We start from the raw sequence: 21297 nt of genomic DNA on the forward strand, positions 1-21297 counted from the left end.
GTAGGAGGTCTGAGCCTTGGGGCATATTGTTAACGGTGAACGTGAATACCGGTTGCTACAGCAGCGCCTTGATCAAAACATAACTGGCGCACCATATTCGCCGGTCTTTATCAAAATACTGAAATTGCTATTTTCCCCTGCTGAGGCCACTATTGCCAGGCAGATTCCGCTGCGCCCCACTTCGGTCGCCGCTTTGGCACGAAAAACCGGCCTTCAGCAGGAAGAACTGCAGCAGAAGATCCTCATAATGGCGGAAAAGGGTTTAGTCTTTGACTTTGAATACCAGGGCCAGAGTCATGTCGTGTTAGCGCCTGTTGTGATTGGCTTTTTTGAATTTGTCTATATGCGCACCCGTGACGATTTACCCATGGGCGAGCTGGCGCAGTTGTTTGAAGAGTATATGTATCGCGATGACAAATTTGCCCGTGATGTATTTCAAGAGAATACTCAGCTAGGGCGCGCCTTGGTACAGGAAGAGGCGCTGCCGGCCGGTGACTACTCGGAGGTGCTTGACTGGGAAAAGGCCAGTCATGTTATTCAGTCAGCCAAGACGGTCGGGCTATCGCTGTGCGCCTGCCGCCACAAAGCCAGTCATCTGGGAAAAGCCTGCGCAGCGCCGCTTAAGACCTGCCTAACCTTTAACAATGGAGCCGATATGCTGATAAAGAAGGGAATGGCCGAGCAGTCAAGTATCAGTGAGGCTATGGTTTTGCTCGAACAGTGTAAACAGGCCGGTTTGGTGCAAATTGCCGACAATGTACAGCGCTCGGTCGGATTTATGTGTAATTGCTGTGGCTGCTGTTGTGGCATGATTCAAGCGATTAAGACCTTCGATTTAAGGAGTGCTGTGATTACTTCTAACTGGGCAGCTCACATTACTGCAGACAAATGTACTGGCTGCGGCCTATGCGTCAAGGGCTGCCCAGTGGACGCAATTGGACTTGAGGTAGGCAGTACCCGCCCGATAGCTGTGTGTGATTCCAGCCTGTGTTTGGGCTGCGGGGTATGCTACTCAGCCTGTAAACGGGGCTGCATTAGTATGAATGGCCGTAAGCAGCAGGTCGTGGTGCCTGAGACAACTTTTGACCGTATGGTAACGATGGCGATTGAACGGGGAAAACTGAGCAACTTTCTTTTTGACGACCCCTCCCGGTTAAGTCACCGGGCGCTAGGGCGTATTGCCGCTGTGATTGAAAAATCAGCTCCTGTCAAAGCGTTTATGGCAGTCAAGCCAATACGCTCAGCCTTCTTAAGCGCCATTGCCGCAGGGGCCAAAAAGTATACAGAGCGGTAATTGCCCAGAGTTGTCCAAAAGGCCGTTCCTTTTGACAACTCTTTTTATTTTTGATACATTTGAGTTGTCTTATATTTCCAATGAATTAGATTAGGGGCGATGTATTTGTATTTTGATCATGCTGAGGGGAATGTCTTTCGCCCGCCAAGTGAAGCCTACAGTTTTATCTTACGGGTGACGATTGGGTGTTCGCACAACGCCTGCACGTATTGCAATATGTATCGGTCAGTTAAGTTCCGCACCCGTCCTATGGACGAAATAATCACCCAGATTAACGCCGCCAAACCGTATGCCCAGCATATCCGCCGCATATTTTTGGCAGATGGTAACGCGCTGGTATTGTCAACAGATAAGCTGCTTACAATCCTAACTATTTTGCAGCAAACCTTTCCCCGTCTGCAGCGAGTTTCCTGCTATGCAGGCCCCAAGGATATGCTGAATAAGACCCGGGCAGAATTGATTGCCTTGAGGGAGGCCGGGCTAAAGCTTGTTTATTATGGCTTGGAGTCAGGTGATGAGGTCGTGCTCCGCGCGGTCAACAAGGGTGTCAGCGCGGCCGAGGCTATCGAGGCTGGGCAGCGAATTGTTGCTGCCGGTATTAAGCTGTCAGTTATGGTGATTGCCGGTCTTGGGGGTAAAGAAAATTCCAGTCGTCATGCCAATAATACCGCCCAGGCGATAAACGCCATTCGTCCGAATATGCTGAGTGCTTTGACACTTATGTTGTACCGGGGCAGTGAGCTATTAGATCAATTTGAACGCGGCGAATTTACGCCGTTGCCACCAGCCGGCATTATGGGGGAACTCTATGAACTGGTCAGTGGCATTGAATTGCCGCTAGCCAGCCACTGTCTGTTCAGAAGCACCCACATCTCTAACCATATCGCCTTGGCGGCCACACTCCCTAAAGATAAGGATAGGCTGCTTGACGATATTAGGGCCGCTCAGGCCCAATTAGCCCATGTGACGGATTGGGACCCCTATAATAATGTTGAATGAAAGAGAAAGAGGTGTTATTATGGACAAATTTTGCCAAAGCTGCGGTATGCCGCTTAGTGGCCAGGAACTGTTAGGTACAGAGTCAGATGGAACCAAAACTGAGGAATATTGCATGTACTGCTATGAAGGCGGGCAATTCAAGCAGCCTGACCTAAACCTGGAAGGCATGATTGAGATTTGTGTGCCGCATATGAAAGAACATGGCATGACCGAAGCGGCAGCCAGAAAACTGCTAAAAGAGCATCTGCCTAAATTGAAAAGATGGCGTAAATAGCAAATTAAGGGGTGGTTCTAAGAACTACCCCTTAATTTATGTGATTATATCAAAATTTTAGAATAAAACTACTTTTCGTCAACCACTGGACAAGTTTGCATATTGTGTTGCATAATGAATACACAGGCGAAGAAAATGTCGATTAAACTCGATTAATGTAAATGCTTGTCTCGTAAAACTTAATGGTGACCGATTGCAGACCGGGCGGAAGCAAGTAAGAATTACACGGTTTTGTATGAGGTGAAGGCCGACCGCCTGGGCATTCATGCCAGGCGGTCTTATATTTTAATTGTTTGAATATTTCAAGAGGGGGATCTACACATGAAAGCATGGGAAGGATTCAAAGGTCAGGTTTGGCAGGAGAACATCAATGTTCGCGACTTTATTCAGCAGAACTATGCTCCGTATGCAGGTGACAGCCAATTTTTAGCAGGTCCGACTGTTAAGACAACCCAGCTTTGGGAGAAGTGCTGCGAACTTATTAAACAGGAAATCAAGAATAACGGCGTTCTTGCTGTTGACGCTTCCAAGGTATCAACCCTAACCTCTCACGGAGCAGGCTATATCGATAAAGACTTGGAAACTGTGTTTGGTCTTCAGACAGATGCTCCGCTCAAGCGTGGCGTTATTGTCAATGGCGGTATTCGTATGGCTGAGCAAGCCTGCGAGGCTTATGGCTATAAACTGGATGAGCGCATTAGCGACATCTACCATAATCATGCAACAACCCACAACACCGGCGTATTCATGGCCTATACTGAAGAAATGAAACTGGCTCGCAGTACTGCCATTATTACCGGCCTGCCTGATGCGTATGGTCGTGGACGGATTATTGGCGACTACCGCCGGGTTGCACTCTACGGCATTACGCGATTAATTGAAGCCAAAAAACAAGATTTACATGAGTTGGCAAAGCGACCAATGACTGAAGAGGTAATCCGCCTTAGAGAGGAAGTTTCCCGCCAAATTGGCTCACTCAAAGAAATGATCACAATGGCTAAAGCCTACGGCTTTGATCTGTCCCGTCCGGCTGAAACAGCAGCTGAGGCTGTGCAATGGCTGTACTTCGGTTATCTGGCTGCCATTAAGGAGCAGAACGGTGCGGCCATGTCTTTAGGCCGGGTTTCAACCTTCCTTGATATCTATCTTGAGCGGGACTTGTCTCAGGGGAGCATCACCGAAGAGGAGGCTCAGGAACTGATTGACCAGCTTGTTATCAAGCTCAGACTGGCGCGTCAGCTCAGAACTCCGGACTACAACGAACTGTTTGCTGGCGATCCCTTGTGGGTGACCGAGGCTATCGGCGGCGTAGGTCTTGATGGCCGTCCGCTTGTAACCAAAACCTCTTTCCGCACCCTGCATACCCTCTACAACCTTGGGCCGGCACCTGAACCGAACCTGACAGTGCTCTGGTCAACCGAGCTGCCTGAGAACTTTAAGAAATTCAGCGCCCAGGTGTCGATTGACACCAGCGCTATCCAATACGAAAACGACGATGTAATGCGTCCGTCTTACGGCGATGACTATGCGATTGCCTGCTGCGTATCAGCCATGCGTGTGGGTGAACAAATGCAGTTCTTCGGTGCCCGTGCAAACCTGGCCAAAGCGCTTTTGATGGCCATCAACGGCGGCCGGGATGAAGTCAGCGGCCAGCAGGTAGCACCTGTGCTTCCTGCCCTTGAAGGAGAGTACCTGGACTACGCTGCAGTCCGCCAGAACTACTCTGTTGTCATGGACTGGCTTGCCGGCCTCTATGTCAACACTATGAACCTGATCCATTACATGCATGATAAATATGCGTACGAAAGAGCGCAAATGGCACTGCACAACACAGAAGTCGGCCGTCTTATGGCCTTCGGTATTGCCGGCCTTTCAGTTGTTGCTGACTCGCTGAGCGCCATCAAACATGCCAAAGTCAAGCCAATCCGCGATGAGCGCGGTATTGCCACCGATTTCGAAATCATCGGCGAGGCTCCTTGCTATGGTAATGATGACGAGCGGGTTGACCTCATTGCCCAGGAGATCACTGCTGAGTTTTCTGCTAACCTGAGAAAACATCCGGCTTACCGCGGTGCTGAGCAAACTCTGTCAGTGCTGACAATTACTTCAAACGTTATGTATGGTAAGAAAACCGGTTCAACACCTGACGGTCGCAAGGCCGGTGAAGCCTTTGCTCCAGGCGCTAATCCTATGCATGGTCGTGATCAGCGTGGTGCGCTGGCAGCATGTAACTCAGTAACCAAACTAAGTTATGAAGACTGCCGTGACGGTATCTCCTACACCTTCTCAATTGTGCCTGGTGCCCTTGGCAAATGCTGCGATTCAAGGGTCAATAACCTGACAGCCGTACTTGACGGTTATTCAGAAAACGATGGTCACCATATCAACGTGAACGTGCTTGACCCTGCTGTGCTGGAAGACGCCATGGAGAACCCCGAGAAATACCCGCAGCTCACTATCCGCGTTTCAGGCTATGCAGTAAACTTTATCAAACTGACCCCTGCCCAACAGCGGGAAGTCATCAGCCGTACCTTCTACGAAGCAGTTTAATTATTGATTTTGCGTCGGTAATATGTCGCGTAGGCAATGATGCAATGACGCTAAACGGAGGAAGAACTATGTCGCAGCAATATGGATACTATCATTCTGTAGAAACATTCGGGACCGTTGACGGCCGGGGTATTCGCTATGTATTATTTCTGGCCGGATGTTCTTTAGGTTGCAAATTCTGCCACAATCCAGACACCTGGGTGCGTGGTGAAAAAACCATCAGTGTCGAAGCAGTAATGGCCGATATCAGAAAATATCGCCGGTACTACGAAGCCTCAGGTGGCGGAATTACCATCTCAGGTGGTGAGGCGCTTCTGCAGCCTGATTTTGTGGCCGAGGTATTCAGACAATGCCGTGAAAAAAAGGTTCACACGACCCTTGATACAGCCGGAAATTGCCCGGAGGAAAGTCTAGATCGCGTGCTGCCGTATACTGATGCCGTTTTGTTCAGCATTAAAGCCGTTGACCCTGTCAAACACCGCTGGCTGACTGGTAGCGATAACTCCAAGATATTGGCTAATCTTAAGAAAGTGTCTGAAGTATTGCCTGTTGCTCTGCGCTATGTAGTCATTCCTGGCATAACGAATGGCAGGGATGATATTGACGCTTTGGCCGCTATGATAAAATCTTTACCAGGTCAGGTTGCTGTAGAGCTGTTGCCATATCATACCTTTGGCCGGAAAAAATGGGCACAGCTTGGCAAAGCCTATCTTTTAGAGGGTGTACCGGATGCGACACCACAAGATATAGCCAAAGTACAGGCACTGTTGAAAGAGCATGATATCGACGTTTTATACGAAACTAAGGCAGGTTAAATATTGGGAGCCAGCGCCGGATGACCGGACGCTGGCTCCTTTTTTAATGAGTTGAGAGTTAATAATGACTCATGAACTATATTCTTGACTTGAATTTGAAACTTACAAAAAGTTCGGTAATTAGGTCAAATGCTTTAGAACCCGCTTCTTCTTAGGCAATCTAATGGGTTTTCGTGATTCTAAAGGATACAGCAAGGTTGGCATAAATTTTGCATCACATTTTAGATATTGAATAAAGCTGATTTTCGGAACAGAGGCTAAACGAATGAATTAGTTTAGTCAAAGCAAAGGAGGTAATTGCATGAAAGCGTCTAAGCTGGACGAAATTCTTAAAAAAACGGAACAAGAAATAGCACTTAACCATAAAGAAGTTTTAAGTTTATTGAGTATAACCTCGCAAGATGAGCTGAATAGAGTTACTTTAGTCGCCCGAAAACTTCGTGAGCGGTATTTTCAGAACAAAGTATTCCTCTACGGTTTTGCTTATTTTTCTACATACTGTCGCAACGATTGTACATTTTGCCTCTATCGTAAGTCTAATAAAAGTGTTCCACGCTATAGAAAAAATTGTGCAGAAATCATGTCCACAGCACATGGCTTAGTTGATTCAGGGGTACATTTGGTAGATCTGACAATGGGTGAAGATCCGCAATATCATAATTCAAAACATGGATTTAGGGATCTTGTGCAAATGGTGAGAGATCTTAAACAAGAAACTAGTACACCAATCATGATATCACCAGGGTTGATATCTCCGGAAGTCCTTTGGGAATTCAGGGAGGCAGGCGCCGATTGGTACGCATGTTACCAAGAAACTCATAATCCAACCCTCTACAGCCGTTTGCGAATTGAGCAGAGTTATGATGAACGGATGAAGAGCAAGAGTGCGGCTAAAGAAATGGGCTACTTAATCGAAGAAGGCTTGTTAGCTGGCGTGGGAGATAGTACCGAGGACATTGCCGATTCGATCCTTATGATGAAAAAGATGGGGGCCGATCAAGTTCGAGTCATGACATTTGTTCCTCAGGACAATACGCCGTTAGCGGATTGGGGAACCAATTCCCACTTTCGTGAATTGTTGATTATTGCGGTTATGCGGCTGGTTATGCCAGATCGCTTGATTCCTGCCACATTAGATGTTGATGGCTTAAAGGGCTTAGATAAACGGCTAAATTCCGGAGCAAACGTCATCACCTCGATTATTCCGCCTTCATCAGGCATGGCAGGTGTTTCTCAAAGTTCTCTTGATATTGGTGATGGGAACCGTACAGTCGAAAAAATCATTCCAGTTCTCAGGCTCAATAATTTGGAACCTGCAACTCAGGGCGAATATCAAACCTGGATTAAGTCTCGACAAGCGTTCCTCACAAACCTAGAGAGAGAAGGGGTTAAATGCGGGTAGCGATTATCGGTGGTAAGCTGCAAGGAGTAGAAGCAACTTATCTGGCAAAAAAGGCGGGTTGGGAAGTAGTTTTATTTGACCGGAGGGAACGAGCCCAAGCAACTGGGCTTACCGATATGTTTCATTGTCTCGATATCCTTACTTCTGCGGAAGAAGTTATCGCCTGCATGGCAGGAATTGATTTAATTATTCCTGCCATCGAGGATGCAGCAGTCTTACAGGCTTTAGCGGAAATAGCAAGAATTACCCAAATTCCACTGGCCTTCGATTCTGCTGCCTATGCTGTCTCTTCCTCAAAGTGTATCTCCAATCGACTGTTTTCTGCTCTGGATGTTCCATCCCCGCGCCCATGGCCAGAGTGCCAGTTTCCGCTGCTGCTAAAACCTTCAGGACAGAGTGGGAGTAAGGGTGTTCACATTATTCATATAAGAGAAGAATTAGATCACATTCGCAGCCAGAATATAGATGATGATTGGATCATAGAAGAGTATTTAGACGGGCCTGCGTATTCGATTGAGGTTTTTGGATTTGCAGGGAAGTATCGGGTATTCCAAATAACCGAGACAGAAATGGACAGGGTTTATGATTGCAAGCGGGTTCTCGCTCCAACAGCACTTGATTATCGGTTGATGGGTCAATTTGAGGAGATTGCACTAAAAATAGCCAGCGAACTTTCATTAAATGGAATAATGGATGTTGAGGCCATTCTTCATGATGGCAAGCTAAAGGTCTTAGAGATTGATGCCCGCATACCAAGCCAGACCCCAACTGCAGTCTATCATTCGTCAGGAATCAATATGGTTGAGTGTTTAGGTTACTCCTTTGTCCAGGAAAGTTTGTATATTCCCATTCCTAAGCGGCCTCGACAGAATGAGCGATTTGTCATTTACGAGCATTGCAAAGTGACATCTGAAAAAATTGAGGTTTCAGGTGAGCATATTTTGGCTGAGGCGGGTCCGTTGAAGCTGGTGCCAGATTTTTTTGGAGCAGATGAAGCTTTGACTGACTATACCCCAGGAAAAAAAGATTGGGTATTAACTTTAATTACCCGGGGAACGAGCCCTGAGGATGCATGGGATAAACGCGATTCTGTTCTTGAAAGAATTCAAATGGCATTCAATATTCCTGAGATTCTAGACCCCTATCCACCAGGTATCTGAACGTAAGGAGCTGAAAGCGGCATGACTCGGCTGAAAGAGAGCGATATTGATCGAATCATTTACCAAATGGATCAGTATAACCAAGAGTTACTAAACAAAACCGGACATACACTTGCAGAAATAGCCGCCCATGCTGTTGGCATAAAGGGGGTGGATGAGGCGAAACTTCGGGGCCTAGGACCGATTGCAGTTATCCCGATGACCTGCGGGCAGGGCGTTATTGGTGGGTTTTCAGAGACTGTCACAGGGATATTAGCTTTTCTTGGGACGAAGGCTTTTGTTACAAACTCCTCAGATGCCAAAGGGTTTGCAGAAGCATTAGAGCGGAAGGCAGTAATTATTTTCATGGCTGATGATGAGCGATTTATCGCAGCTAACCTGAAAACAGGCCAATGCTCTGACAATAGTGCAGCAACAGGTAAGGGGTATGTTGCGGCTCTAGATTATATGACCGGAGGTTTGAAAGATCAAAGTGTACTCATACTGGGCGCAGGTCCTGTGGGAACTGCCGCAGTCTTTTCCGTTCTCGACTTCGGCGGAAAAGTCCATGTTTATGATAAGAACTCTAATGCAAGCGAAAAATTGGCTAACGCGGTTTTAGATCGCCAGGATTTCCACGTCGAGAGAGAACTCGATACGGCCTTAAAAGGCCATCGAGTCATCGTTGATGCATGCCCGGAAGCTGAGTTTATCACACCCGATCATCTTTATTCTGATAGTTATGTTGCAGCCCCTGGAGTGCCGTTAGGGATTCACTCCGAAGCCTTAGCCCAAATCCAGAATCGGCTAATTCATGATCCACTCCAATTAGGAGTGGCGACGATGCTCTATGAGATCATGGATGATATTGTAAAGGAAGATTAGAAGTAGATTGATAAGGGAGGCGGAATCAGTGAGCCAGGCAGCAAAAGAGAAGAAGAGATACTATCGCAAAAATGTAGATTTTTTTAACTTAGTCGAAAAGATCAAACTCTGGCCGTCTCGTAATGGAACGTTGCATGGAATCAAGTCTATGACCCGAAGGGGAGACCTGGCCGAGATTGTGACCCACTGCAATCGGCAGTTTATCATTCATAATTCTAAACACAGCCGCGCCGCTCGCTGGATGAGGAACAAATTGTTTTTTGGCCTCTGTCCAATGTGTAGGGTACCTGAATGGAAACTTCAGAAATACTCATCAACGATGATGAGTCAGCATTATGGTGCACAACTTTAACACACGGCAATTAGGTTATCTTTCTAGGGATAACCTTTTCTTTTGGTAGTTAAAAAAAGTGAGGGAACCCAAATCCTCTTTGGGTTCCCTCACTTTTTTTTAACCGGTTAGGATAGTCATTAGAACTTCGGCTTTTTCCTGGAAGCCTCTTTTTCCTTAGCCTTAATCTCAGTGGTTTCGGCTTCCGCTTCCTTAACAATTTCCTGAAGCTGCTGCTGCATAGTTTCGGGAAGTGGGCTAGGATTTTTGAAGTTCTCGAGAATATCCTGAGCCTTTGCATAAGAGGTTTCGACGATGTCTTTGCCGCCATCAGCTAACCAAGCCTCTCGGTTTCTGCGGTCAAGCAATTGTGATCGCGAAAGCTCTTTAAAATTCTTGAACGTATGATCATGGCTAATGAATTCTCCGCCGGGTCCTACCGAGCGAACAACTTCGACTGCCATTTTCTCATCTGTTACAGGAATTCCTTTCACTGTGTGCAGAATCATACGGGCCATCTCATTCTGCATCACGAGTTGAGCATAGTCCCAGGTGAGGCCGCCTTCCAGCATCCCTAAGCCATAAATCATGTTAGCGCCTGCTAACGCTGGTAATAAGGCTGTCAGGGTAAACTCATGTGCTGCTTGGGCATCAGGGACTTTGCTATCAGTCTATCCCCCGGCGACCCAGCTCGGTAAATTATAGAACTGGGCAAGTTTGGCTACGGCAGAGCTAAAGAGTGCAAGCTCTGGAGTGCCAACACAGGCAACTGTCGTCCGGAGGTCAATCATGGTCGTGGAAGTTCCATAGACCATGGGATGGCCCCTTTTCACCATCTGGCTAAGTACAAGCATGCTGAGGATTTCAGCATTATGTGTTACCAGGGTGCTGGCTAAGTGAACGCAAGTGGTTCCGCCGGCAAGTCCCATTGAGTTGACCTTGGCCGGGACGCCCAGGCGAATGGCCTCGATCAGAGTATCTGTAGCACCTTTGGAATGAACCAAAGGACTGACAGGGTCTGTACTTTGCGAGAACAGCGGACGCTCGCGGAACTTATCTTCACCCCCCGAGACCAGATAACCCATCTTGGCAACCGCGCGCATGTTTTCAGGACGATTCATGCCGATGTAGGCATGCTTTGTCGAGTAATTATAGAAGGACTCGGCAATGTGTACTTGAGCCACGTCTGGATCGACTTCTGATGGGCCGATGGCCCGTTCAAAGATGATGATCTGATCCATGGCTTCGCAGAAGCGTGTAACGTCATCGACGTCTTTTTTAAAGGGCTTGCGCATTTCCCGTGAATAGGGGTCGATCATGCGAACTGCTTCGCCAAAGTTGACGAAACCAGTGCGGTTTCCCTCATTCAACCAATCGTTTTCAGGATTTCTTCCACAAGCCCGAAAGGTTTTAGGGATGGAGCGCAGGGAGTCCTCTACTAAGTAAGCCGGGATTTTAACAATATTGGTCTCGCGGTTTAACGTACAACCATTGCTGTAAAAAATCTCCCGGGCTTCTTCGCTCTCGACCTTGACCCCGATGTTCCAAAGCACATCAAGAGTGGCGAGATGGATATCATAGAGCTCATCATAGGTAAACATGTTGAGTCCGATTCCTTCCATACGGGTGGAACCGGCGCGTAACCCTCTGACTGTCAAAAACTTCACCTCCGAAATTACTTATCTATAAGCTATGGTGTTACCGTAGTTCCGATTGGGGAAAAGGGTTCACCTCCTTCGGATAGCCATACATACATCACAGTTATAATTACATGCAATAATCATGCCAATTATTGAGCACATAACAAGGCCACCCGGAAAAACCGGGTGGCCTTGTTAACCCCTGATCTTTGACAGGTTTGTAAACACAGAAAAAAAAGAAAATTATGCCCGAAATTGACTTAGGAAGTCAATTTTGATTTAGCAGAATATCGTTTTTTTCTTTTAAGACACTTTAGAATCGAGCTATATATAGGAATTTCTTTGGGAAAATGGCTGGCACGCTTCTTGCTAGAATAAGGTTTAGATAATATCTGACTTGTTGCAATATTATGGATAAACGGATCCGGGGGTTCAGCGGCTTCCGGTTTCGCCAGAGGCTCGGCGCAAGTCGTGTTTTCTTTATCCTGTAAGAAAGTATAACTTTCCGTCTGGATAAGGGCAACATCGACTTCCACCGTCGCCAAAGGCTCGGCGCAAGTCGTGTTTTCTTTACCTGTGATTGATTAGTCAAATTGAAAGGAGATTAGACACAATGGCGTACAAAGGAGAAATGATTGCCCTCGGTATGGTGGAAACCAAAGGTGTTGTTGGAGCGATTGAAGCAGCCGATGCCATGGTTAAAGCTGCAAATGTCAGCCTCATTGGCAAGGTCAAAGTGGGGGGAGCCCTCGTTACAGTAATGGTGCGGGGCGATGTAGGGGCAGTTAAGGCTGCCGTCGACGCTGGTGCAGCAGCTGCTGAACGGGTTGGGGAGCTCATGAGTTGCCATGTGATTCCGCGTCCTCATCAAGAATTGGAGCAAATTCTCCCGCAGTTACCCAATTTTGATGAGAAACCGAAAGTGAAAACCAGTGAGACGAAAGCTGCTGAAACCAAACCCGCAGAACCCGCAAAGTAATGATTAAGACAAGTAGGGAGGGTCCTTATGATTGAGCCTATTAAGCCAAAAGTTTTAGCTGTCCGGCTCATTCCGAATGTTGCACCAGATTTAGCAGCGCAACTCGGATTGAAGGACTATCAACGTTCAATTGGGATGATCACGTCAAATATGGATGATCCCACGTACACTGCTTTGGACGAAGCCACGAAAAAGGCAGAGGTTGAAGTGGTTTATGCCAAAAGCTTTTATGCTGGTGCAGCTCATGCTTCAGGACCACGGTCCGGGGAAATCATTGGAATCTTGGCCGCGCCGACTCCTGCCGAAATCAGTGCGGGGATTGCTGCTTGTATCGATCATTTAGAAAACGAAGCCTTCTTTTATACCTGTGATGGTGGACAAACGGCCTGGTATCCGCATACAATTTCCCGAACCGGCAGCTACCTATCTAAGATTGCCGGAATTCAGGAAGGAGAGCCGCTGGCCTATTTAATAGCTCCTCCCATCGAGGCCGTCTACGGTATCGATGCTGCGCTTAAAGCGGCAGAAGTAGAGATGAAAGCGTTTTATGGACCGCCGACGGAAACGAACTTCGGGGGTGCATTACTAACAGGTTCTCAAAGCGCTTGTCGTGCAGCCTGTGACGCATTCCAGCGAGCTGTAATCGATATCGCCCAAAATGCGCTGAAGTATTAACAGAGGATGTCAATCAAATGGACATTAAGGAGGTTGTATTATGGCTCAGGAGCGCAGTGTTTTTGCGTTAGGAATGATTGAAACCAAAGGATTAATCCCCGCGATTGAAGCCGCTGACCAGATGTTGAAAGCTGCAAATGTTTCGCTTTGTGGAAAAGAACACGTAACTGGAGGTTTAGTCTCTGTTATGGTTCGGGGGGATGTGGGGGCAGTTAAAGCTGCAGTCGATGCCGGATCAGCGGCAGCTGAGCGCGTGGGAGAGCTTGTGAGTGTGCATGTTATTCCACGTCCTCATCGTGATGTGGAGTATATTCTGCCTATCGGAGATAACAAATCTTTTGGTGAGAAATAAAGACCTTATCCACAAATAGATCATTGGAAGTTTAGTCATGTAACTGGGAGGTGGAATCATTGGGACGTTTTATATCTGTTGCAGTCTTACGTGAACTTGCCAAGCATGGCAAAGAGATCAATTTAGAAAAAAATTGTGTTTTAACGCCCTCTGCGAAAGATCTAGTCAAGGAACTTGGATTAACAATAACCCATGGAAATCAGGTCTTATCTTCAGCAGGGGACAAAGTGATACCTGTGGATCAGACTCTGAATACGCAACCAGCCCCTTCTCCTGCGTTAGTTCATATTCAGGAAGGAATAGATAACGACCTCAAGAAAAAGGTCCAGAAAATACTGGAAGAAACCCTCAAACCGGCTTGTCCGAATCCGCAAGCCCTGCATGTGCGCGGTGATCAGGTGATAATCCAGCCATTTGATCAGGCTCCTCCTGGCCAGAGAGTCGGGTTAACAGATGTCGTGACAGCCAAGGAAGGAAATCTTTGTGCAGGTTTTATGACTTTTGACCATTCCGAACTGCCGTGGTTTTTAAATTATGATGAAGCAGATTACATTATTGAGGGAGATTTCATGCTGAAAGTGGGCGACCAAGTCTTCAGAGCTAAGGCGGGCGATGTCGTCTACATTCCAAAAGGGAGTCAGGTTGTTTTTTCTTCTCCTACATTTTGTAAAGTATTCTATGTTACCTATCCAGCAAACTGGGCTGATTTCTGTGACTAATAGAGATTGGGGGACAACTGATGATTTTAAAGGCTAAGGTCTACAATAAAATCTTTGCCTTTAAAGACCTTAAAGAGGTCTTGGCGAAGGCAAATGAAGAAAAATCCGGTGATATCCTGGTTGGAATTGCAGCCCAATCAGCTTCAGAACGGGTAGCAGCCAAACTGGTATTGAGTAACCTCACCCTGGAGGATATATATAATAACCCGGTCATCCCCTATGAAGCAGATGAAGTGACCCGGGTTATCTATGATGGTCTAAATGTAAGAATTTATCAGGATATCAAAGCGTGGACAGTAGGTCAGCTGCGTGAATATATCTTAGACCATAAGACAACTGGCGATGATCTTGCCCATATCAGCCGTGGACTTACGAGCGAAATGATCGCTGGTGCGGCCAAGCTCATGTCCAGCATCGATTTGGTCTATGGCGCAAAAAAGATACGTAATGAAGCGCATTGCAATACAACAATCGGGAGAGCGGGAACGCTCGCCTTCCGTAATCAGCCTAACCATCCTACAGATCATGTAGAAGGGGTAATGGCGTCGCTGAAAGAAGGCCTCTCCTATGGATCAGGCGATGCAGTCATTGGCATTAACCCGGTTGAAGATAATGTAGAGACAGTGGCCCGCTTGCTGGATATGGTGAAAAACTTCATGGTTCAGTGGGAAATTCCGACCCAAAACTGCGTGTTGGCCCATGTCACAACCCAGATGAAAGCCATTGAGAAGGGTGCACCGGTCGATATGGTCTTCCAGAGTATTGCCGGGACCCAGAAGGCGAACGAGGCCTTCGGCATTTCCAAAGAAATGATTGATGAAGCGTTTGAACTTGTGAAGCGTAAAGGAACAGCGACCGGGCCGAACCTCATGTATTTTGAGACAGGTCAGGGTTCAGAAGTATCGCTTGATGCCCACAATGGAGTGGACATGATGACACTGGAATCCCGGACATATGGCTTCGGTCGTGAATACCGGCCATTTATGCTGAACAACGTTTCTGGATTTATCGGGCCAGAGACCATCTATTCCGGCCGTGAAGTCATCCGTGCCGACTTAGAAGACTTATTTATGGGTAAGCTGCATGGTCTGCCAATGGGGATTGCCCCCTGTTACACAAACCATATGAAAGCAGATCAGAACGATCAGGAGATTGGAACGCTATTATGTGCTATGGCCGGAGCCAATTACTTTATGGGTGTTGCAGGCGGGGATGATATTATGCTCAGTTACCAGGACACCAGCTTCCATGACGATGCAGCAACCCGCGAGATCCTGGGGTTACGCCCACTGCCTGAATTTGAAAAATGGCTGGAGAAGATGGGAATCATGGAAAATGGCCGCCTTACCGCACGTGCAGGAGACCCATCCATCTTTAATAAATAAAAGTGAGGTGAGGGAGTTTGTCGGTGGCAACGAACGAATTAGCAAAAATTGTTCAGGATGTACTGGCAGAGTTAACAAAACAAGGGTTAACGAGTCCGGCAATGAAAGAGCATGTCATGTCAGCAGCAGCTATGACTACAACAGTTGAAGAACAAATGGTAAGTCTTGTTGGGGCAGATGAGATTCTGGTGGATCAACCATTCAATCTGGATGCCATAAAAGCAATGAAAAAAGCAACCACAGCGCGGATCGGTATCGGGAGAGCAGGAGCGCGGCCGAAAACAGCTTCCTGGTTAAAGCTCTTAGCCGACCATGCAGTAGCTCAAGATGCAGTTTTCATGGACGTCTCTGAGGACTTCTTGAAGCGTATGAACCTATTTTCTGTGCAAACTGCGGTTGCGAACAAGGAAGAGTTTCTGACCCGGCCTGATTTAGGGCGTCGTTTATCAGACGAGGCTGTCCAAACGCTGTTGCAGAGATGTGAAAAGGGTGTTCAAGTGCAAATTCTCGTGGTGGATGGACTGAGCTCAACAGCCATTGAAGCCAATGTTGCTGATATCCTGCCAGCTCTGAGTCAAGGGTTAAAAGCAGCGGGAATTAAAGTGGGAACTCCGTTCTTTGTGAAGTATGGACGGGTTGGGGTTCAGGACGAAATTGCTAAACTATTAAATGCGGAAGTAATTATCTCCCTGATAGGTGAACGGCCTGGTTTGGGAACGGCAGAAAGCCTGAGTGCGTACACCATTTACCGTCCCAATGAGAAAACGGTGGAAGCCGATCGCACGGTGGTATCGAACATTCACCGCGGGGGTATTCCTCCCGCCGAAGCAGGAGCCCATCTTGTGGATCTCTTAAAGCAGATCCTTCACGCAGAGGCAAGTGGCGTAAGTCTGACTCGCATTTCTTAATGGCTTAATTAATATGGGAGTTAAGCCATTGTTTCAGGATATTTATCTATCAGAGGTGAGTAGAGATGAACGACGCGACAGTTCAAACGATGATCAGTGTGGGGATCGACATCGGAACGACGACTACTCAGCTTGTCATCAGCCGCCTCACCCTTGAGAACACGGCATCAGCCGCTCTAATTCCCCGGGTGGAAATCACGGGTAAAGAAGTAATTCACCGCAGTCAAATATATTTCACTCCCTTGCTCAATCATCACTTGGTGAATGCAGTGGCAGTCTCACAGATCGTAGAAAATGAGTATCGCCGGGCTGGAGTTACTTCCCGGGATATCGATACAGGAGCAGTGATCATCACTGGGGAGACCGCAAAAAAAGAGAATGCTAAAGCGATACTTGAAGCGCTAGCTGATTTTGCCGGAGATTTCGTCGTTGCAACCGCGGGGCCGAATCTGGAATCTGTGTATGCTGGGAAGGGTTCAGGTGCAGCTGCCTTTTCTTCTGAAAGGCATCAAATTATCATTAATGTTGATGTCGGCGGGGGAACCTCGAATTACGCCGTATTTCAAGAGGGGGAAGCCATTGATACGGCTTGTCTGAATGTGGGCGGTCATTTAATTGAAATCGAGCCAGGGACAAGTCGTGTCAGCTATATTGCAGAACCCGCTCAAGCTGTAATGAAGACACTGAATCGGGCGATCACAATCGGAGAAGAGATTAGCTTATCCCTGCTCAGAGAAGTCTCTACCGCTATGGCACGTTGTGTAGTTGAAGTGCTTCACTCTAAAGTTCCCTCTGAAGTAACTCGTCAATTGCTTATGACTCCGTCGCTTACCCTAAATTACCCTGTGGCAAAAGTGATGATATCTGGAGGCGTAGCAGATCATGTTTATTCAGATCAGCCTCCCTCCTCTGTAGCGGAAGTAAGTCGTTTTGGCGATTTTGGTCCACTTTTGGGTTGGACACTGCGAGAGGCCCTGCTTGAAACAGGTTTTGAGCTCATAAAACCGCTGGAAACGGTGCGGGCAACAGTCATTGGTACCGGAACACAATCGGTTAATTTAAGCGGAAGCACAATTCACGTTGAAGAGCAAACTTTACCTTTGCGTAATGTCCTGGTGGCTTTGCCGTTTACAAATTGTCAGCGCGGTTTGCCGGAAACCGCAGATCAAATAGCTGGGCTAGTAAGAAAAGCGGTCAACGCGTTAACGACAGAAGGGGATAATCATCTCATTGCTCTCGCCATGCAAGGGCCGAAAACCCTAACCTTTCAAGATATACAAATCCTTGCTCACGGAATCATTGCCGGGATGGAAGATTACTTAACGCGCACACATACCCTCATCGTAATTATAGAAAAAGATTGCGGCAAAATACTCGGTCAGTCAATTTCTGCCTTGTACGCGAAGCCGTTAGATCTGATCTGTATTGATCAACTTTCTGTAGGCAGCTCGGATTATATCGATATAGGAAAGCCACTTATGGGTGGTCGCGTTGTTCCTGTTGTCATTAAAACCCTTGTCTTTGAAACGAAAAAATAAGAGATAAAATCATGAGGGAGGAAATAAAAATGGCAGAAGTTCGCAGTGTAGTAGCATTGGGAATGGTTGAGACCAAAGGGTTAATTCCGGCCATTGAGGCTGCTGACCAAATGTTAAAGGCCGCCAACGTTACTTTATGCGGCAAAGAGCATGTATCTGGCGGTTATGTAGCTGTAATGGTTCGCGGTGATGTTGGTGCAGTAAAGGCTGCCATCGATGCAGGCTCCTTGGCAGCCGAACGTGTCGGTGAAATTGTCAGTGTGCATGTTATCCCACGGCCTCACGCCAGTGTAGAATATGTTTTGCCTGTCGGTGATAATAAAGCCTACGGCAATTAATAAAAGTCTCGAGCCGATAACCTCTGAAACAACCGGGAGGTGTGCATTTGCTTATTTCCGAACATGAATTACGGGCCAATTGGCATAAGACGAAGTCAAATAGTATAACCATTCCCCAGGGAAGCATTCTCACGCCTTCAGCGCGGGATTTTCTGCGGTCGCAAGGAATACAGGTTCAATATATCAACGAAAATGGCTCAGCACAGAGGATGGGGCATGTTCTTGCAACTGTGCAGACATCTTTGCTCCCAGGTGAGTCAAAACCTGAACACATGACCCACTTGCGGGGCAAGCAGCTGATTCTGAAAACCCATCCGGTCATTGCCTGGCGGGGGCAGCTTGACCGGTTTGGCTGTGACCTGGTGGAAACGCAAACCCTGCTGGTCAAGGCTGGCGAAACCAAGTTCGCAGCCCAATTAGAAGAAGTGGCCCTGCGGGCCCAACAGCTCATGGTAGCAGAAGTCCGTGAGCTGCCCATCGAGTTTGGCACTCTATTTGGCTGGAAAGCAGACGAGATCAGGGACATGTCCCACCATCCGGACAAATACTTTGGCATCCCCCACACGCCCATGAGCTATCAGGACGGGTGGATTGTCGCCCGGTTAAACAGCCTGCGATCCAAGATCCGGGAGGTTGAACTCTATGCCAATCGTGCCTTTACCGCCGATGACGGCAGCTGCAGCCGGCCTGATATCATCCTACTGCTCAACCGGCTCTCAAGCCTATTCTATGTGCTGCTCTGCAAGCGGCGGAGTGAACAGCGGGAAAAGAGGAGCCTCACCATCGGCATATCCAACCGGCATCTCCATCTGTCACAGAACCATCTGGAGCTACTTTTCGGCGCCGGTTATTCCCTAAAGAAACGGAAAGAGCTGTCCCAGCCCGGACAATTTGCTGCTGAGGAGACCGTCACCTTGGTGGGGCCGAAAGGAAACATTGAAAAAGTTCGTGTTCTTGGACCAGTCCGCCCGGAAACACAAGTAGAAGTCAGTGTTACCGACTGCTTTCAACTGGGGATTGAGCCAGAGCTGCGCGATTCCGGGCAGATTGCAGGGACAAGCGGCGTAGAACTCATCGGGCCGGCCGGTACCGTACGATTAGACCACGGCGCCATCGTTGCCGCGCGGCATATCCATCTGCACAGCGATCAGGCAAAAAAATGGAACCTCCGGGACGGACAACGGGTCACTGTGCGCGTCGATAGTCAGCGGCCTGCCCTGTTTCAGAATGTACTTGTCCGGGTGAGCAAGGAGTTTAAAGGCGAGCTGCACCTCGATACCGATGAAGCCAATGCAGCCCTAGTAAAACCAGATACAGAGTGTATCATTGTGGAGGTGTAGCTCATGAACGAAGCCATGCTGAAGGAAATCATCACTCGGATCCTGTCATCGCCTGAGCTGCAAACCCTGCTCACCCAAAGCTCTCCGGGACAAGGCGCTAAGCCAGGCTGTCTGATCGTGCTCAATCACCAAGACGGCGTGCGCCAACTGCCTGAACTCGCCCAGCGGTATAGCCAGGACTACAGCCTGGAAGTCTGTGTTATCGGCCCGGTTGAACTGGCAGCCAACAAAATAAACCGGGTTACTTACGAACAAGCCATGATGCAATCACACTGGGCCCGTCTGCAGGTACCGGTATGTACCCCCGACCAACTGGCCCAAATCGCCCTTGGCCTCAGCGCAGACCCAACCACCAAACTGGTGGCCTGGGCAATCGCCACCGGCATACCTGTGGAAATCGGGCAGGTGCAGTGGGGCTTTACCGCCAAAACACCGGAAAAATACCGGCAGCTGTTTGCCGGCTATCTCCGCCAAGCCGCCGAATTCGGCGTCCTGATGGCTGGGAACGCTGCAGCCTGGCCGGCGCCTGCAGGCCTTACCAGCCAACCGGCAGCACTGCACAACAGTCAGGCTTTGCAAACTATCCCCGCACCTTACAGCAGCCAACAACCACCAGAAACTCACCCACAGCCACAGCCGGCGGGAGTAACCTATGCAAAAAGACTGCTATCAGACAAAGAGGCCTTACGGCTAAGCGGAGTCGTGCGGCTGAGTAAAACCACAGTCCTTACGCCAGGGGCCATCGATGTACTCAAACAGCAGAAAGTAGAAGTCTACAGGGAAGGGGTTCGGTTTTTATGATCATCGCACGGGTCATTGGCAATGTGTGGGCGACACGCAAAGAAGAGTCCCTGAGAGGGCTTAAGTTTCTGGTAGTGCAGCCGGTGGTCATGAAATATACAGAAACCGGTGAAGTGTATCTGGAAGGACGCGGCGACACCATGGTTGTCGGTGACCGGATTGGCGCCGGAGAAACCGAAATCGTCATGATTGCCAGCGGATCTTCGGCCAGACAAAGCCTGCCAGACACCCATATCCCTGTTGATGCCATGGTCGTGGGCATTATTGACAAAGAGACATTTGAATCCGGATGTGGCGTATGAGCGATATCGTCACAAACGTAAAAACAGCCGGCGTAGTAGGCGCCGGCGGCGCAGGATTTCCCACCCATGTCAAACTGGCAGCTAAAGCCGACATCTATATCGTCAATGCGGCCGAATGCGAACCCATGCTCAGAACAGACCAGCAATTGGCAGCCCGCTATCCGGAATTACTCCTTCAGGGCCTCACCCAGGCCATGGAGGCCACCGGTGCCAAAGAAGGCATCATCGCGCTCAAGGCCAAATATCAGGCAGCCATCAAAGCGCTTGAACCCTTATTACCGCCCCAGATCCGGATTGAGATCCTGCGGGATATCTACCCGGCTGGTGACGAAGTCATTACCATCTGGCTGACAACCGGCCGGCGGGTCCCACCAGGCGGCATCCCGCTCCACATTGGCGTTGTCGTCAACAACGTGCAGACCCTGATCAATGTGGCCAAAGCCATGCAGGGCGAGGCAGTCACCACCAAGACCCTGACCGTGACCGGGGCGGTCAAGTCACCAGTCACCGTGACCGTACCCATTGGCACCGCCATGGCCGAAGTACTGGCCTTGGCAGGGGGCGCCACCTGCGCCCAGCCAGCCTATATTGACGGTGGCCCCATGATGGGGAAAGTCATGACCGACTTAGC

Annotated in this window: 21 protein-coding genes and 2 pseudogenes; 21 read left to right on the forward strand and 2 right to left on the reverse strand. The window is 48.5% G+C overall.

Features of this window, described 5'->3' with window-relative positions; genetic code table 11:
- Positions 1 to 16 precede the first annotated feature (16 nt).
- From B9A22_RS01835 to pylSn, 9 genes are all read left to right on the forward strand, one after another.
- Positions 17 to 1294, forward strand: a complete 1278-nt coding sequence (locus B9A22_RS01835; protein ID WP_084573885.1) for a 4Fe-4S dicluster domain-containing protein — start codon at positions 17 to 19, stop codon at positions 1292 to 1294.
- A gap of 105 nt (positions 1295 to 1399) precedes the next feature.
- The gene (locus B9A22_RS01840; RefSeq protein ID WP_084573886.1) at positions 1400 to 2293 is read left to right on the forward strand and encodes a radical SAM protein; all 894 of its coding nucleotides are present in this window, start codon (positions 1400 to 1402) and stop codon (positions 2291 to 2293) included.
- Between the two features lie 19 nt (positions 2294 to 2312).
- Positions 2313 to 2567: a zinc ribbon domain-containing protein gene (locus B9A22_RS01845; protein ID WP_084573887.1), complete on the forward strand. Its 255-nt coding sequence runs from the start codon at positions 2313 to 2315 to the stop codon at positions 2565 to 2567.
- A gap of 321 nt (positions 2568 to 2888) precedes the next feature.
- The gene (gene pflB, locus B9A22_RS01850; RefSeq protein WP_084573888.1) at positions 2889 to 5117 is read left to right on the forward strand and encodes a formate C-acetyltransferase; all 2229 of its coding nucleotides are present in this window, start codon (positions 2889 to 2891) and stop codon (positions 5115 to 5117) included.
- A gap of 68 nt (positions 5118 to 5185) precedes the next feature.
- Positions 5186 to 5932: a pyruvate formate-lyase-activating protein gene (gene pflA, locus B9A22_RS01855; RefSeq protein WP_084573889.1), complete on the forward strand. Its 747-nt coding sequence runs from the start codon at positions 5186 to 5188 to the stop codon at positions 5930 to 5932.
- A 301-nt stretch (positions 5933 to 6233) separates the two neighbouring features.
- Positions 6234 to 7334 carry a methylornithine synthase PylB gene (pylB, locus tag B9A22_RS01860; protein WP_084573890.1) on the forward strand — a complete coding sequence of 367 codons (1101 nt, stop codon included), beginning with the start codon at positions 6234 to 6236 and terminating at the stop codon, positions 7332 to 7334.
- Positions 7325 to 8494, forward strand: coding sequence for a 3-methylornithine--L-lysine ligase PylC (pylC, locus tag B9A22_RS01865; RefSeq protein WP_084573891.1), 1170 nt, complete (start codon positions 7325 to 7327; stop codon positions 8492 to 8494). The genes pylB and pylC overlap by 10 nt, the downstream gene beginning before the upstream one ends.
- Before the next feature lie 21 nt (positions 8495 to 8515).
- Positions 8516 to 9358 (forward strand): 3-methylornithyl-N6-L-lysine dehydrogenase PylD, encoded by an 843-nt coding sequence (pylD, locus tag B9A22_RS01870; protein WP_084573892.1) that lies wholly within the window; start codon positions 8516 to 8518, stop codon positions 9356 to 9358.
- A gap of 28 nt (positions 9359 to 9386) precedes the next feature.
- Positions 9387 to 9710: a pyrrolysine--tRNA(Pyl) ligase small subunit gene (gene pylSn / locus B9A22_RS01875; RefSeq protein WP_084573893.1), complete on the forward strand. Its 324-nt coding sequence runs from the start codon at positions 9387 to 9389 to the stop codon at positions 9708 to 9710.
- A 119-nt stretch (positions 9711 to 9829) separates the two neighbouring features.
- Here pylSn and mttB read toward each other — a convergent pair.
- Both mttB and B9A22_RS24905 read right to left on the reverse strand, forming a co-directional pair.
- A pseudogene (mttB, locus tag B9A22_RS25960) lies at positions 9830 to 11311 on the reverse strand ([trimethylamine--corrinoid protein] Co-methyltransferase).
- A 278-nt stretch (positions 11312 to 11589) separates the two neighbouring features.
- Positions 11590 to 11865: a hypothetical protein gene (locus tag B9A22_RS24905; protein WP_176215345.1), complete on the reverse strand. Its 276-nt coding sequence runs from the start codon at positions 11863 to 11865 to the stop codon at positions 11590 to 11592.
- Between the two features lie 95 nt (positions 11866 to 11960).
- Here B9A22_RS24905 and B9A22_RS01890 point away from each other — a divergent pair.
- The 12 genes and pseudogenes from B9A22_RS01890 to B9A22_RS01945 form a co-directional block, all read left to right on the forward strand.
- Positions 11961 to 12224 (forward strand): annotated as a pseudogene (locus tag B9A22_RS01890) (BMC domain-containing protein); the annotation flags it as partial.
- Positions 12225 to 12335: 111 nt separating this feature from the next.
- On the forward strand, positions 12336 to 12983 hold the full coding sequence (eutL, locus tag B9A22_RS01895; protein ID WP_084573896.1) for an ethanolamine utilization microcompartment protein EutL: 648 nt from the start codon (positions 12336 to 12338) through the stop codon (positions 12981 to 12983).
- A gap of 40 nt (positions 12984 to 13023) precedes the next feature.
- Positions 13024 to 13335, forward strand: coding sequence for a BMC domain-containing protein (locus B9A22_RS01900; RefSeq protein WP_084573897.1), 312 nt, complete (start codon positions 13024 to 13026; stop codon positions 13333 to 13335).
- A 59-nt stretch (positions 13336 to 13394) separates the two neighbouring features.
- Positions 13395 to 14054: a cupin domain-containing protein gene (locus B9A22_RS01905; protein ID WP_084573898.1), complete on the forward strand. Its 660-nt coding sequence runs from the start codon at positions 13395 to 13397 to the stop codon at positions 14052 to 14054.
- A 20-nt stretch (positions 14055 to 14074) separates the two neighbouring features.
- Complete coding sequence (locus tag B9A22_RS01910; protein ID WP_084573899.1) at positions 14075 to 15439, forward strand: ethanolamine ammonia-lyase subunit EutB; 1365 nt, start codon at positions 14075 to 14077, stop codon at positions 15437 to 15439.
- 23 nt (positions 15440 to 15462) lie between these two features.
- Positions 15463 to 16347 carry an ethanolamine ammonia-lyase subunit EutC gene (gene eutC, locus B9A22_RS01915; RefSeq protein WP_217805850.1) on the forward strand — a complete coding sequence of 295 codons (885 nt, stop codon included), beginning with the start codon at positions 15463 to 15465 and terminating at the stop codon, positions 16345 to 16347.
- 65 nt (positions 16348 to 16412) lie between these two features.
- Positions 16413 to 17885, forward strand: coding sequence for an ethanolamine ammonia-lyase reactivating factor EutA (locus B9A22_RS01920; RefSeq protein ID WP_084573900.1), 1473 nt, complete (start codon positions 16413 to 16415; stop codon positions 17883 to 17885).
- A gap of 29 nt (positions 17886 to 17914) precedes the next feature.
- The gene (locus tag B9A22_RS01925) at positions 17915 to 18223 is read left to right on the forward strand and encodes a BMC domain-containing protein (RefSeq protein ID WP_084573901.1); all 309 of its coding nucleotides are present in this window, start codon (positions 17915 to 17917) and stop codon (positions 18221 to 18223) included.
- 47 nt (positions 18224 to 18270) lie between these two features.
- Positions 18271 to 19563, forward strand: coding sequence for a phosphate propanoyltransferase (gene pduL / locus B9A22_RS25965; protein ID WP_176215346.1), 1293 nt, complete (start codon positions 18271 to 18273; stop codon positions 19561 to 19563).
- A gap of 3 nt (positions 19564 to 19566) precedes the next feature.
- Positions 19567 to 20364 (forward strand): hypothetical protein, encoded by a 798-nt coding sequence (locus B9A22_RS01935; protein WP_084573902.1) that lies wholly within the window; start codon positions 19567 to 19569, stop codon positions 20362 to 20364.
- Positions 20361 to 20666 (forward strand): EutN/CcmL family microcompartment protein, encoded by a 306-nt coding sequence (locus tag B9A22_RS01940; RefSeq protein WP_084573903.1) that lies wholly within the window; start codon positions 20361 to 20363, stop codon positions 20664 to 20666. The genes B9A22_RS01935 and B9A22_RS01940 overlap by 4 nt, the downstream gene beginning before the upstream one ends.
- The coding region (locus B9A22_RS01945) for an SLBB domain-containing protein (RefSeq protein WP_245823749.1) at positions 20663 to 21297 on the forward strand (635 nt) is incomplete at its 3' end. The genes B9A22_RS01940 and B9A22_RS01945, both read left to right, overlap by 4 nt.

The sequence above is a fragment of the Sporomusa malonica genome, assembly GCF_900176355.1.
Classification (GTDB): Bacteria; Bacillota; Negativicutes; order Sporomusales; family Sporomusaceae; genus Sporomusa; species Sporomusa malonica.

Excerpts from the sequence above, each read along its gene's own strand:
- B9A22_RS01845 (WP_084573887.1), top strand. The coding sequence starts at position 2,313 with ATGGACAAATTTTGCCAAAGCTGCGGTATGCCGCTTAGTGGCCAGGAA.
- pflB (WP_084573888.1), top strand. The coding sequence starts at position 2,889 with ATGAAAGCATGGGAAGGATTCAAAGGTCAGGTTTGGCAGGAGAACATC.
- pflA (WP_084573889.1), top strand. The coding sequence starts at position 5,186 with ATGTCGCAGCAATATGGATACTATCATTCTGTAGAAACATTCGGGACC.
- pylB (WP_084573890.1), top strand. The coding sequence starts at position 6,234 with ATGAAAGCGTCTAAGCTGGACGAAATTCTTAAAAAAACGGAACAAGAA.
- pylC (WP_084573891.1), top strand. The coding sequence starts at position 7,325 with ATGCGGGTAGCGATTATCGGTGGTAAGCTGCAAGGAGTAGAAGCAACT.
- pylD (WP_084573892.1), top strand. The coding sequence starts at position 8,516 with ATGACTCGGCTGAAAGAGAGCGATATTGATCGAATCATTTACCAAATG.
- eutL (WP_084573896.1), top strand. The coding sequence starts at position 12,336 with ATGATTGAGCCTATTAAGCCAAAAGTTTTAGCTGTCCGGCTCATTCCG.
- B9A22_RS01900 (WP_084573897.1), top strand. The coding sequence starts at position 13,024 with ATGGCTCAGGAGCGCAGTGTTTTTGCGTTAGGAATGATTGAAACCAAA.
- B9A22_RS01910 (WP_084573899.1), top strand. The coding sequence starts at position 14,075 with ATGATTTTAAAGGCTAAGGTCTACAATAAAATCTTTGCCTTTAAAGAC.
- B9A22_RS01920 (WP_084573900.1), top strand. The coding sequence starts at position 16,413 with ATGAACGACGCGACAGTTCAAACGATGATCAGTGTGGGGATCGACATC.
- B9A22_RS01925 (WP_084573901.1), top strand. The coding sequence starts at position 17,915 with ATGGCAGAAGTTCGCAGTGTAGTAGCATTGGGAATGGTTGAGACCAAA.
- B9A22_RS01935 (WP_084573902.1), top strand. The coding sequence starts at position 19,567 with ATGAACGAAGCCATGCTGAAGGAAATCATCACTCGGATCCTGTCATCG.
- B9A22_RS01940 (WP_084573903.1), top strand. The coding sequence starts at position 20,361 with ATGATCATCGCACGGGTCATTGGCAATGTGTGGGCGACACGCAAAGAA.